Source organism: Kitasatospora sp. NPDC006697 (assembly GCF_042869935.1).
In the GTDB taxonomy this organism is placed as follows: Bacteria; Actinomycetota; Actinomycetes; order Streptomycetales; family Streptomycetaceae; genus Kitasatospora.
This window is the reverse complement of sequence record NZ_JBIAGU010000002.1, coordinates 250483-262962: the sequence shown is the minus strand read 5'-3', so window position 1 is coordinate 262962 and position 12480 is coordinate 250483. Positions and strand designations below refer to the sequence as shown.

At 73.5% G+C, this 12480-nt stretch carries 10 protein-coding genes; 3 read left to right on the top strand and 7 right to left on the bottom strand.

The genetic code is table 11. The annotated features are described in order from the left end of the window. Positions 1-69: 69 nt before the first annotated feature. The 5 genes from ACFYNO_RS04330 to ACFYNO_RS04310 form a co-directional block, all read right to left on the bottom strand. Positions 70-1587 carry a glycosyltransferase family 39 protein gene (locus tag ACFYNO_RS04330; RefSeq protein ID WP_388004972.1) on the bottom strand — a complete coding sequence of 506 codons (1518 nt, stop codon included), beginning with the start codon at positions 1585-1587 and terminating at the stop codon, positions 70-72. A gap of 49 nt (positions 1588-1636) precedes the next feature. After that, a complete protein-coding gene (locus ACFYNO_RS04325; protein WP_388004969.1) occupies positions 1637-2881 on the bottom strand; it encodes a hypothetical protein in 1245 nt (414 codons plus the stop codon). A 146-nt stretch (positions 2882-3027) separates the two neighbouring features. Further along, entirely contained in the window at positions 3028-4197 is a 1170-nt protein-coding gene (locus tag ACFYNO_RS04320) for an acyltransferase family protein (RefSeq protein ID WP_388004966.1), read from the bottom strand. A gap of 124 nt (positions 4198-4321) precedes the next feature. Continuing rightward, positions 4322-5005: a LuxR C-terminal-related transcriptional regulator gene (locus tag ACFYNO_RS04315; RefSeq protein WP_388004963.1), complete on the bottom strand. Its 684-nt coding sequence runs from the start codon at positions 5003-5005 to the stop codon at positions 4322-4324. Next, positions 4998-6440 carry a PspC domain-containing protein gene (locus ACFYNO_RS04310; protein ID WP_388004960.1) on the bottom strand — a complete coding sequence of 481 codons (1443 nt, stop codon included), beginning with the start codon at positions 6438-6440 and terminating at the stop codon, positions 4998-5000. Before ACFYNO_RS04310 ends, ACFYNO_RS04315 begins: the two co-directional genes overlap by 8 nt. A 187-nt stretch (positions 6441-6627) precedes the next feature. On the opposite strand from ACFYNO_RS04310, the gene ACFYNO_RS04305 reads away from it, so the two are divergent. Genes ACFYNO_RS04305 through ACFYNO_RS04295 form a run of 3 tightly spaced genes read left to right on the top strand, consistent with a single transcriptional unit; the run spans position 6628 to position 9175 of the window. After that, the gene (locus ACFYNO_RS04305; protein ID WP_388004957.1) at positions 6628-7425 is read left to right on the top strand and encodes a GDSL-type esterase/lipase family protein; all 798 of its coding nucleotides are present in this window, start codon (positions 6628-6630) and stop codon (positions 7423-7425) included. A gap of 5 nt (positions 7426-7430) precedes the next feature. Then, on the top strand, positions 7431-8948 hold the full coding sequence (locus ACFYNO_RS04300; protein WP_388004954.1) for a PspC domain-containing protein: 1518 nt from the start codon (positions 7431-7433) through the stop codon (positions 8946-8948). Continuing rightward, the gene (locus tag ACFYNO_RS04295; protein ID WP_388004951.1) at positions 8948-9175 is read left to right on the top strand and encodes a hypothetical protein; all 228 of its coding nucleotides are present in this window, start codon (positions 8948-8950) and stop codon (positions 9173-9175) included. Before ACFYNO_RS04300 ends, ACFYNO_RS04295 begins: the two co-directional genes overlap by 1 nt. Before the next feature lie 7 nt (positions 9176-9182). Here ACFYNO_RS04295 and ACFYNO_RS04290 read toward each other — a convergent pair whose 3' ends face one another. Both ACFYNO_RS04290 and guaA read right to left on the bottom strand, forming a co-directional pair. After that, a complete protein-coding gene (locus ACFYNO_RS04290) occupies positions 9183-10223 on the bottom strand; it encodes a Rieske 2Fe-2S domain-containing protein (protein ID WP_388004948.1) in 1041 nt (346 codons plus the stop codon). A 212-nt stretch (positions 10224-10435) separates the two neighbouring features. Continuing rightward, a complete protein-coding gene (guaA, locus tag ACFYNO_RS04285) occupies positions 10436-12022 on the bottom strand; it encodes a glutamine-hydrolyzing GMP synthase (RefSeq protein WP_388004945.1) in 1587 nt (528 codons plus the stop codon). Positions 12023-12480 lie beyond the last annotated feature (458 nt).

Below are 12480 nucleotides of genomic sequence, written 5' to 3'. Positions count from 1 at the left end.
CCGACCGAAAAGGCGGCCGCCACCACCCTCGAGGGTGGTGGCGGCCGCCGTCGTTCCGGGTCCGGCACCTCAGTGCTTGCGCTCCAGCAGGGTCACGGTGATCGCCCGGACCTTGTTGGTCTGGTAGACGTCGAACTTCGCCTTCAGCGCGTCCGCCTCGGCGGCCGGCATGCCCTTGTAGGGGTCGTCGCCGTCGGCGAAGGTCACCATCCAGATCCGCTGCAGGCTGCCGATGCAGGCGTTCGGGTCGGCGCAGTCGGAGGCGAACAGGTCGTTGCGCTGGATCGGGGACTGGGCCGCGAAGACGTCCACGGGCTTGACGGAGCGCGGCAGGTAGTACTCCATCGCGTGGTCCATCATCATGTACGCCTGGTCGCCGCGGACCGGCACGATGCCGTCGCCCTGCCGGTAGTCCTTGGCGATCAGCCGGGCCGCGGCGCGCTCGTCGGAGCGCTCGTGCGACTGGGTCTTGCGCAGGTCCTGCTGCGCCTCCATGCCCAGGTAGCCGGTGCCGAGCAGGAAGACCACGGCCATCACGACCCGCGGCCGCATCGCGGTCACCGCGGCGCCCGCCACCACGCACCAGGCCGGCACGGTGAAGAGCAGGTAGCGGTCCATGAAGTACGAGGTCGAGCCCTGCGAGATCAGGTACACCGCACCGATCGGCAGCGCGGCGGTGACGCCGATCTCCAGCGCCCGGCGCCGGCTGGTGTTCCAGGCCAGCGGCATCACCGTCATCGCCAGGAAGATCGCACTGACCAGCGGCGAGCCGAACACCCCGGACCAGAAGTCGGGGAAGGAGTCCAGCACCGGCGTCTGGATCCAGGAGATCTGCCGGCCCACCTGCCGCTGGCCGATGATCACCAACGGCACCAGCGGGGCGAGCGCGACGACCACGGCGGCCGGGAAGGCCCAGAGCAGCTTCCTGTTGCCGGACTCCCGCCAGCGCAGCAGCACGATGATCGCGTGCGGCAGCAGGAAGACCAGCGAGATCATGTGGAAGAGCCCGGCCATCGCCACGCAGAACGCGTAGCCCAGCCAGCGCGGCCAGGTCGGGCGCTCCACCGCACGCAGCAGCGCCCAGGTGCCGGCCGCGACGAAGAGCACCACGAAGGCGTAGCCGCGCACCTGCTGGGAGTAGACCGACACCGAGGGCACGATCGCGAAGAGCAGCCCCGCGACCAGACCGGCCCAGGTGTTGAACAGCTTGCGCCCGGTCAGCGCCACGAACGCCGCCGAACCGGCCATCGCCAGCGCGGAGGGCAACCGCATCGAGGCGACCGAGTCGCCGAACCAGCCGATCCAGAAGTGCAGCAGCAGGTAGTACGCGCCGGACACCGCGTCCACGTGGCCCAGCATGTTCCACAGCTCGCCCGTGCTGCGCTCGGCCGCGCTCCACGAGGCCAGCTCGTCGCGCCACAGCTCCGGACGCCAGCTGCCCCGTATCCCGAACCCCAGGGTGAGCAGGGCCGGCCAGATCCAGAACGTCCCGGTGGCCCAGCGGGGAAGCGAGGCGAACCGGCCCGTACCCTCGGCGGCGGCGGGTCTCGCCGTTGTCGACTGTTCGGCCACAGCGGCTTCCGCCACGTCTTCCCCCTTGGGACGCACGATCATTCGGATGGTCGTCGCATCGGCATCAGGGAGCGTCTGGATAGACCCAGGTGAGGTATCCGCCGTACACGGCGGAACACGCCGACACCGAAACGAGGACCAGCATAGTGGTCGCCCGGCGGCGGATCCTCGTCAGCCCGACCGCCGCCGGGAGCAGCAGGGGGAAGGCGGGCAGCAGGAACCGGGCCCGCGAGTTGAAGTAGGCGGCGTCACCGAGCGCGATCAGCAGCAGCACCGCGCTGTACACCAACAGCCACGGCGGCTGCCGCAGCACCACGCAGATCCCGAACTGGATCAGGTAGGCGACCAGCACCAGGGCGGTGACCGCCTCGGTCAGCCAGACCGGCTGCGCGGAGAAGAGCAGCCGGTAGAAGGAGTCGGCGGTGCTGCGGCCGAAGTCGAAGTGCGAGTTCCAGGCCATCTGCACCTGGAAGTAGCCGTCCCAGCGGCCCCGGCGGGCGCCGACCCAGGCCACGTAGCCGAGGAAGCCCAGCGGCGCCAGCAGCGCGCCGAGGACCGGCCGCCGCCAGCCGTGGGCCCGCCGCTCGCGGACCATCCGGAGCAGTTCGCCGGCCACCGCGACCCCGATCGCCGCCGCCACCGCGATCCCGGTGGGCCGGGTCAGGCAGGCCAGGCTGGAGAGCGTCCCGGCCCGCAGCCACTGCCGCAGCAGCACCGCGAGCAGCGCCCAGGCGGCCAGCGCCGTGAACAGCGGCTCGCTGTACGCCATGCTCTCCACCACCGCGCCGGGCAGCATGCCCCAGAGCAGCGCCGCCATCACGCCGGCCCGGCGGCCGTGCAGCCGGCCGCCCAGCTCGAAGATCCCCCAGGCGGCGAGCAGCGAGCAGCCCCAGCTGACGGCCAGTGCGGCGGCCGGCACGCTGAGCGGGAGCACGGTGTGCGCGGCGGTGATCAGCCAGGGGTAGAGCGGGAAGAAGGCCAGCGTGGAGTAGGGGATGCCGTTGGCGTAGCCGCCGATGGCCAGCTTGTCGACGTAGCCGTGCCGCACGATGTGCTGGTACCACTGGGCGTCCCAGAGCGTGGCCAGCCGGTGCAGCGGCGGCTGGGTCGGGTCCAGGTGGCGGCCCCAGACCACCACCACCAGCACGCCCAGCACCCGCACCGCGGTGTAGCCGAGCAGAGCGGGCGCCGCGTTCCGCAGCCGGGCGGCCGCGCCGCGCAGCCGGCGGCCGGCGTGCCGCCCGCGGACCCGGACCGGAGCGGCGGGGCCGGGGTCGGGCTTCTCCAGGCGGCCGGTCTCGGCGCTCAACTTGTCCTCCCGGCCGGCGGTGACCGGGCGGGGGCTGGCACGGCTTCGGCCCCGGCAGGGTATGCCGGGGCCGGAGCCGTGGAGCCGCAGGTCGCGGGCGTGTCGCCGCAGGTCGGCGCGGGTTCACCCGGACGGGTGCGGAAGGGTCACTCGGGCTCGCCGTTGCGGCGAATCTGGGCGAAGGAGAGGTCCAGCTTCTTCTTCATCCAGGGAGCCAGCGGGCGCTCGACCAGCCGGTGCACCAGGTAGGCGGCGACCAGCATGATGCCCAGGGTCAGGAAGAAGGTCGGGTACGGCGCCATCTTCGGCCGCAGCCGGGTGATGATCTGGAAGCCGACTTCCTGGTGCAGCAGGTAGAGCGGGTAGGTGAGGGCACCGGCGGTGGTCAGCCACCTCCAGCGGATCCAGTTGAACCAGCCCAGCGCGGCGCCGATCACCAGCAGGTAGGCCACGGTCACGTAGGCCATGGTCAGGTACCAGGACAGGTGGTGCTCGGTGCCGTACTCGTAGCCGTAGATCACGCCGCGCATCTTGTCCTGGGCCATCAGCCAGCAGAACCCGATGATGCCCCAGAGCGCCAGGTTGGGCTTGAACCGGTACATCAGGTACATCGCTATGCCGGAGATGAAGTACCAGGCGTAGGTCGGCTGCACGATGGTGTCCAGCAGCGGCCAGTTGACGGCGGGCGAGATGGTGGCCAGGAAGGCCCAGATCCCGCAGAACGCCACCAGGCGGCGGTAGGTCAGGCCCCAGAGCAGCAGCACGCCGAAGAGCACGTAGAACCGCATCTCGGCCCAGAGCGACCAGTACACCGGGTCGATGTTGTCCACGTTGCCCGGCATGTTGAGCATCGTGAGGTTGCTCAGGATCCGGGTCGGGGTGGGGTGGTGGGTGTCGTCTCCCCATATCGTCGGGGCCCACCAGAGCAGCACCGCCGAGGTGATCAGCACGGCCACCCAGTAGGCCGGGAAGAGCCGGACCACCCGGGAGGTGACGAAGTCGCCGAGCGAGCGGCCCCAGCAGGACATGCAGATGACGAAGCCGCTGATCAGGAAGAACAGCTGCACACCGGTCCAGCTGTAGGCCCCGATCAGGTGGCCGAACGGCATCATCTTCTTCGGGTCGCCGTGCCAGACGCCCGGGAACCGCTCGACGCCCAGCCAGTGCCAGCAGAGCACGCCGATGGCGGCCAGCAGACGCAGGCCGTCCAGCACGTAGAGCCGGGGGCGCTTGGCGGGCTTGGCCGCTTCGGTCGGAGCGGCACTGTCCACCGTGTGCCGGGGCAGTTGCTCGTGACTGGCTACTGTCGAAGACATCTGGACGCTCTCGGTGCGGGGATCGAGGGGGGACCCGCCCGTCCCGGCGCGGGGTCGGAGGAGAGCCTACCGACTACCCGGGCCGGTACTGCGACGGAGCCCGCGGTCGGAGTTCCGCCGCTGGTCACACCAGCCTGCGCGCCGTCGCCCACCGGGTCAGCTCGTGACGGTTGCTCAGCTGCAGCTTGCGCAGCACCGCCGAGACGTGGCTCTCGACCGTCTTCACCGAGATGAACAGCTGCTTGGCGATCTCCTTGTACGCGTACCCCCGGGCGATCAGCCGCAGCACCTCGCGCTCGCGCTGGGTCAGCCGGTCCAGGTCCTCGTCCACCGGCGGCGTGTCGGTGGCCGCGAAGGCGTCCAGCACGAAGCCGGCCAGCCGGGGCGAGAAGACCGCGTCGCCGTCGGCGATCCGGAAGATCGCGCCGACCAGGTCGGTGCCGGTGATGGTCTTGGTGACGTAGCCGCGGGCGCCGCCGCGGATCACCCCGATCACGTCCTCCGCCGCGTCCGAGACGGACAGCGCCAGGAACTTCACGCCGCCCGGCTCGCCCATCACCGCGGTGGAGCGGCGCAGCACCTCGACCCCGCCACCGCCGGGCAGGTGGACGTCGAGCAGCACCACGTCGGGGCGGGTCTCGGCGACCACCCGGACCGCGGACTCCACGTCGTCGGCCTCGCCGACCACGTCGATGCCGGTGGTCTCGGTGCGGCCGATCTCGGCGCGCACGCCGGTGCGGAACATCCGGTGGTCGTCCACCAGGACGACCCGGGCCGTCCTCTCGGGGGCGGGCACGGCGTCAGTCATCTGCGGCTCTCTCCATCTCCAGCTCGACCTCGGTGCCGCCGTCCGGCGCCGGGCGGACCCGACCGGTGCCGCCGTGGCGCTTCATCCGCCCGATGATCGACTCCCGGACGCCCATCCGGTCCTCGGGCACGGTGTCGGGGTCGAAGCCGGGACCGTGGTCGCGCACGAACACCAGCACCGTCCTCCCCTCCACCTCGGCGTAGACCTGCACCGCTCCCCCGCCACCGTACTTGGCGGCATTGACCATCGCCTCGCGCGCGGCCTGCATCTGCGCGGCGATCCGCTCGTCCATCGGGCAGTCGCCGACGCAGACCAGTTCGATCGGCACCCCGTGCCGGTCCTCCACCTCGGCGACCACCTCGCGGATCCGCTCGGCCAGGGTATCGGGCGCGGCCTCGGCGGCGGCCTCCGGGCGGTAGAGCCAGAGCCGCAGTTCGCGCTCCTGGGCCCGGGCCAGCCGCTGCACCTCCTTGGGGTCCTCGGCGCGGCGCTGGATCAGGGTCAGGGTGTGCAGCACCGAGTCGTGGATGTGCGCGGCGATCTCGGCCCGCTCCTGGGCCCGGATGCGGGCGGTCCGCTCGGCGCCCAGGTCCTGCCACATCCGCAGCGCGTAGGGGCCGGTGAGCACCAGCACCCCGGCCAGCACCGCGAGCGAGGCCTCCACCACCGAGCCGACCGCGGAGCCGGTGCCCTGCAGGATCAGGAAGCCGACGATGCCGGCGGCGACCAGCAGCACGCCGGCCCCGACCCGGGCCACGGCGCTGCGCCGGCGGGCGCCGGCCAGGCCGAACCAGCGGGCCCAGCGGGAGTCGTCGGCCTGCCGCCAGACCAGCGCGACGCCGACGCCGATCGCCAGCAGCGGCCAGGCGTAGGGCTGGGAGGACTGCAGGTGCAGCGCGTTGAGCAGCCACATCACGCCGACCACCAGCATCAGCAGGGCGGCCAGCTGCCCGGCGTTGCGGCGGCTGGCGGCGGCCGGCGGCTCGCCGGGCACGGCCTGCTCGGCGATCACCGGTTCGCCCTGGAAGGTGCCCTGCAGCAGGTCGCGCAGCCGGCCGAGCCGGCCCCGGCGGCCCTTGCGCAGCGGGTCGGGCGAGACGCCGTGGGCGCCGGCGGGGATGAACTGGCCGCCGGCCCAGACCCAGCCGGAGCCCAGGGCCGGCTCGCCGATGCCGATCGGCACCACGAACCAGAAGGCCGCGTAGAGCAGCACGCCGATCCCGTTGGCGAAGAAGAGCAGCACGAAGGCGGCCCGCACCCAGGTGACGGGCAGGCCGAGGTGGACCGCGAGGCCGTGCGCCACACCGCCGAGCACCCGCGAGTGCGGGCTCCGGTAGAGCTTGCGGTAGGGCGGGCGGTCGGGCTCGGGGACCGGGTCGGCGCCACCGGACGGTCCGTCGGCGGCGGTGCTGTTCACGGGGTCGGGGCTTGCCACGCCACCGATGGTCACATGCGCGCAGGTCCGAATGCATCAGGGTCTTCCCCCTAGGTGCTGAAGCGGGTCCGATGAGCGGTGTTTCGAAATGTCAGATGAAACGACTTTTTGACAGAGTCGCCTCCCCGGCGCGGCCGACCACGGTCCTGACCGGCCGTCACACCCCTCGAACCCGGGAGGTCCCGACGTGCCCCGACGACTCCTGAGCCGCGGCCTGGCCGCGCTGCTGGGCCTGCTCTGCGGCCCGCTGCTGCCGCTCGCCGCCCCCGCCGCCGCCCGCGGCACGCCCCGGCCCCCGGTGCTGCGGGTGATGCCGCTGGGCGACTCGATCACCGTCGGCGTCGGCAGCCGGGACGGCGCCGGCTACCGGCTGCCGCTCTGGGAGATGGCGGGCCGGCAGCCGCTCTTCACCCTCGACCTGGTCGGCTCCCAGCAGGGCGGCCGGTTCCCGCAGGCCCGGCACGAGGGGCACAGCGGCTGGATGGTGGCCGACCTCACCGCCCGGGTGGACGGCTGGCTGGCCGCCGCCCGCCCCGACGTGGTGCTGCTGCACATCGGCATCAACGACCTGGACCGCGGCCCCGACAAGGCGCACGCTGCCGACCGGCTGGCCGCGCTGCTGGACCGGATCTACACCGACCGCCCGGGCGTCGGCGTGCTGCTGCTCGGCCTGCTGGACACCACCGCGGGGCTGGAGCAGCCGGCCCGGGAGTTCGACCGGCGGGCCGAGCTGCTGAGCACCGCCGAGTGGCGGCTCGGCCGGGACTTCACCTACCTGGCCCCGCCGGAGCTGACCCCCGCCGAGTTCGCCGACCGCCTGCACCCGAACGACCTCGGCTACCGGCGGATCGCCGCCCGGTTCTTCCAGGCCCTCACCGTCGAGGGGGGCCGCCGGGCGGCTGTCCCTGAGCCCGTCTCAGGGACGTTTCAGGGTCCGGCCGGGGGCCGCCCCGGTCCCGCGGCGGCCCGGCAGGCCGCAGGATAGGTGGCATGACCGAGGAGCAGAGCACGCCGCCCGACGATCCGGGCGCCCGGGAGGCCGCCGCCGACACCCGTCCTCCGCTGACCCGCAGTGAGCGGCACCGCGTGGTGGCGGGCGTCTGCGGCGGCCTCGGCCGGCACCTGGACATCGACCCGGTGGTCTTCCGGGTGGTCACCGCCGTGCTCTGCCTCACCGGCGGCCTCGGCCTGTTCGTCTACGGGCTGGCCTGGCTGATCGTCCCCAACGAGCGGGAGGACGGCAAGCACGGGCGCACCGAGCTGCAGCGGGTGCTGACCGGGCGGGTCGACGCGCAGTCCATCGGCGCGGTGCTGATGACGGTGATCGGCACCGGCGTCTTCTTCTCCTGGATGGGCAGCGGCGACTCGGTCCTGCCGCTGCTGATGCTCGGCGCGATGGTCTTCTTCGCCGTCCGGCACGACCCGGAGCGCCGCCGCCGGGCCCGCGGCCAGGGCACCGCGCCGCGCCCCGGCGGCCCCTACGACCGGGCGACCGCGAGCACGGCGGCGGGCACCCCGGGCGCGGCCGGCCCGCTCACCGACTGGGACACCTGGCGGCGCGACTTCCACACCCAGTGGACGGCCCGCAAGGCCGAGTTCCACGCCCAGCTCCACCAGGCCAAGGCGGGCTTCGCCGGCGGCGCCACCGCCACGACCGCCCCGCCGGCGCCCGAGGACGCCCCGCCCCCGCCCGCCGACGGCCCCGCCGACGCCCCGCCCTCCAGCCGCACCGGCTACCTCTGGGACCCCCGGCACCCCGAGCGCGACCCCTGGGGCACCACCCCGCCGCCCGGACTGCCGCCGCAGGCCTGGTGGCAGCGGACCGACCTGCCGGCCGGCGACCCGCTGCGCAAGGGCCCGGCCCAGCAGCCGCCGGTCCCGCCGCGCCGGGAGCGGCGCCGCTCCGGCGGCCTGGCCCTGCTCGGCCTGCTGCTCGCGGCCGGCGCCGCCTGGGCGGTCTGGGCGGGCGGCCACGGCGGCACCACCGTGCTGCTCTCCACCGTGCTGGCCACCGGCCTGCTGGTGCTCGGCCTGACCATGATGATCGGCTCGCGCTGGGGCCGGGCCCGGGTGCTGGCGGTGCCGGCGCTGCTGGTCACCCTGGCGCTGGCCGCCCTGGGCAACCACGTCCGGGCCACCAACTTCACCACGGGCGACCGGAACTGGGCCCCGGCCTCGGCGGCCGAGCTGCAGACCCGGTACGCGCTGGGCGCGGGCGACGTCCACCTGGACCTCACCGGGCTGGACCCGGCCGGCGCCACCCTGGCCTCCCAGGTGCAGGTGGGCACCGGCAACGTCGAGGTGCAGCTGCCGCCCGGCGCGGCGGCCGACCTGACCCTGCGGGTGGCCGTGGGCGACATCGAGGCCCCGGGCGTGGACAAGAAGGACACCGGCGGGCTCGGCACCCGCCGCACGATCCACCTGGATCCGGTGGGCGGCGGCCCGGCCGAGGGCACCCTCGACCTCACCATCGAGGTCGGCATCGGCCAGATCCAGGTGGTGCGGTGATGCGGCGACACCGCTTCGACGTCTTCTCGTTCGTGGCCGGCGGGCTCTTCACCGTGCTCGCCGTGCTCTTCCTGATCGCCTCGGTCAACGGGCACCAGCTGAACGGCCGGATCGTGCTGCCGGTGGCCTTCATCGTGCTGGGCGCGGCCGGGCTGATCGGCGCGGTCGTCGCGGTGGCCCGCCGGCGGTCCGCCGCGCAGGACGACCGGCGGGGCGGCGAGGGCTGACCCCGGGTCAGCCCTGCAGCGGGCCGAGGTCCAGCCGATCGCCGTTCTTGGTGACGGTGTACTTGGGCAGCGGCTTGACCGCCGGGCCGGCCAGCACCGCGCCGGTGGCGGCGTCGAACCGGGAGCCGTGGCACGGGCAGTCCAGCCGACCGCCGCTCGGCGGGTTCACCGTGCAGCCGGCGTGGGTGCAGATCGAGGAGAGCCCGCAGTACTGGCCGGCCGAGGGCTGCAGGATGTAGACCGCGTCCCCGGTGGCCGGGTCGGTCACCGTGGCCGAGCCGCCGACCGGCACCTGGGCGGCCGCCACCGAGACCGCCGCCCCGCCCTGCCCGGTCGGGGCGGCGGGCTTCCCGGCGGCCGGCTTGGACTTCTTGCGCACGAAGGTGGCGGTGAGCGAGCCCAGCAGCAGCCCGGCCCCGCCGAGCGCCACGGCCGCGATCGAGCCGTCCACGAAGGTCCGCCGGCGCACCGCGTCCTCGGTCAACCCGCGGTTGCGGTCCCGCTCGGCCCGCCGGGCCAGGTAGCCGTCCACCGAGAGGTACGGGGTGCCGGCCAGCAGCATCGCCGTCCAGGCCATCAGGTAGGGCAGGTCGTTGCCGAGGTAGTAGGGCGTCACGTTGTAACTGATCGTCAGGAACAGGGTCAGGCTGAGCGCCGCGCCGCCGAGGGCGGCCACCCGGCCCCAGAGGCCGAAGAGCGTGCCGAGGCCGACCGCCAACTCGCCGAAGGCGATCAGCAGCGCGAAGAAGGTCGGTGCGTGCAGCGCCGGTTCCAGCAGTGCGCCGACCGGGCTGTGCGCCTTGGCGGCCAGCGTCTGGGCGTAGAAGGACTGCAGGTCGCCGCGGCCGGCCAGGTAGTGCTGGTCGGCCAGCTTGTCCAGGCCCGCGTAGCTGAAGGTGACGCCGAGGAAGAGCCGCAGCGGCAGCAGCGCGTACCGGCTCGCCAGCGCGCGGCGCCCGGCGGCCCGCTCCCGGCGGCCGGGCGGCACGGGGGGCTGTTCGGCGCCGGAGCCGTCGGACTCCAGCGAGTCCCGGGTGCCCTCCATCATCGCTTCACCTTCCCGAATCCCGTCGCCGCGTCGCATCCCGACCGGTCCGCTCCGCATTCTGCCCGCTCCAGCGTGCTTCCGACGGTATCCGGCGCCGTTCGCGTCGGACCCCGGCCGCACCCGCGACCCGGCCGGAACCGACGCGAACGGCCGCACCGCCACCCGCTGGTACGCGGGCGGCGGTGCGGCCGTTCAATGCTGCGGGGAGCGGATCACTCCCACTCGATGGTGCCCGGCGGCTTGCTGGTCACGTCCAGCACCACCCGGTTGACCTCGCGCACCTCGTTGGTGATCCGGGTCGAGATCTTCGCCAGCACCTCGTAGGGCAGCCGCGACCAGTCGGCGGTCATGGCGTCCTCGGAGGAGACCGGGCGCAGCACGATCGGGTGGCCGTAGGTGCGGCCGTCGCCCTGCACGCCGACGCTGCGGACGTCGGCCAGCAGCACCACCGGGCACTGCCAGATCTCCTGGTCCAGGCCGGCCGCGGTCAGCTCCTCGCGGGCGATCGCGTCGGCCTCGCGGAGCAGGTCCAGCCGCTCCTTGGTCACCTCGCCGACGATCCGGATGCCCAGGCCCGGGCCCGGGAACGGCTGGCGCTGGACGATCTCGGACGGCAGGCCGAGCTCCTGGCCGACCATCCGGACCTCGTCCTTGAACAGCTTGCGCAGCGGCTCGACCAGCTCGAACTGCAGGTCCTCGGGCAGGCCGCCGACGTTGTGGTGGGACTTGATGTTGGCGGTGCCGGTGCCGCCGCCGGACTCCACCACGTCCGGGTAGAGGGTGCCCTGGACCAGGAACTCCACCGCCGGGCCCTCGTCCGCGACGATCTCGGCCTGGGCCTGCTCGAAGACCCGGATGAACTCCCGGCCGATGATCTTGCGCTTCTGCTCCGGGTCGGTGACGCCGGCCAGCGCGGCCAGGAACCGCTCCTCGGCGTCCACCACCACGAGCTTCACTCCGGTGGCGGCCACGAAGTCCTTCTCGACCTGCTCGCTCTCGCCCTTGCGCATCAGGCCGTGGTCGACGTAGACGCAGGTCAGCCGGTCGCCGATGGCCTTGGCCACCAGCGCCGCGGCCACCGCGGAGTCCACCCCGCCGGAGAGGCCGCAGATCGCGCGCTTGTCCCCGACCTGGGCCTTGATCAGCGCGACCTGCTCGTCCACCACGTTGTGGGTGGTCCAGGTCGGCGCGATGCCGGCGCCGCGGTAGAGGAAGTGCTCCAGGATCTGCTGGCCGTGCGTGGAGTGCAGCACCTCGGGGTGGTACTGGACGCCGTAGAGCTTGGCCTCGTCGTTCTCGAAGGCGGCGACCGGGACCACGTCGGTGGAGGCGGTCACGGTGAAGCCCTCGGGGGCCGCGGAGCAGGCGTCGCCGTGCGACATCCAGACCGACTGCTCGGCGGGCGTGCCCTCGAACAGGGTCGAGCCGGAGCGGCTGACGTGCAGCGGGGTGCGGCCGTACTCGCGCGCACCGCTGTTGTCCACGGTGCCGCCGAGGGTGATCGCCATCAACTGGAAGCCGTAGCACATGCCGAAGACCGGCACCCCGGCCTCGAAGATCGCGCGGTCCAGCCGCGGCGCGCCCTCCTCGTAGACCGAGGAGGGGCCGCCGGAGAGGATGATCGCCTTCGGGTTCTTGGCGAGCATCTCGGCGACCGGCATGGAGCTCGGCACGATCTCGCTGTAGACCCGCGCCTCACGCACCCGGCGGGCGATGAGCTGGGCGTACTGGGCGCCGAAGTCGACCACCAGGACGGTGTCGACCGACGGTGCGGACTGGTCGGGGGTAGCTGGTGACACAGACGGCCTTCCGGCGGCGAAGGTGGGGGTTCCCTCAAGAGTCTACCGGGAGCACTGTTCACCCCTTTGCCGCGGCGCCGTGTCCGGCCGGCCGCCCCGCTCGTTCTCCCAGCGGCCGTACGACCGCGCCGCACCCGCCAGGTGCGGTGGCAGCAGCGCCCGGGCCCGCGCCCGTGCGGCCGGCAGGACCACGCGTGGAAACTCCAGTCCACCCGGACGCGTGGCGCACCGCTCCCTGGGCCGGCAGCCGAGGGGGCGGTGCGCCGTGGGACCGCGGACGGGTGCAAGGGGCCGGCCGCAGGGGACAGCGGCCGGCCCGGGACTGAGCTGTGGAGGTGCGGCGGCAGGCCCCGGGGACGCCCGGGCCGGCCGCCGCATCGCCCGGCGACCGTCGTACCCACACTACGTTCCGTGACCAGCCGGACCGGGTGTCCCGGCCTGCCGCCGGAGCCCCGGCG

Coding starts and splice junctions, on each gene's coding strand:
- ACFYNO_RS04320 (WP_388004966.1), bottom strand. CDS start 4,197: ATGTCTTCGACAGTAGCCAGTCACGAGCAACTGCCCCGGCACACGGTG.
- ACFYNO_RS04315 (WP_388004963.1), bottom strand. CDS start 5,005: ATGACTGACGCCGTGCCCGCCCCCGAGAGGACGGCCCGGGTCGTCCTG.
- ACFYNO_RS04300 (WP_388004954.1), top strand. CDS start 7,431: ATGACCGAGGAGCAGAGCACGCCGCCCGACGATCCGGGCGCCCGGGAG.
- ACFYNO_RS04295 (WP_388004951.1), top strand. CDS start 8,948: ATGCGGCGACACCGCTTCGACGTCTTCTCGTTCGTGGCCGGCGGGCTC.
- ACFYNO_RS04290 (WP_388004948.1), bottom strand. CDS start 10,223: ATGATGGAGGGCACCCGGGACTCGCTGGAGTCCGACGGCTCCGGCGCC.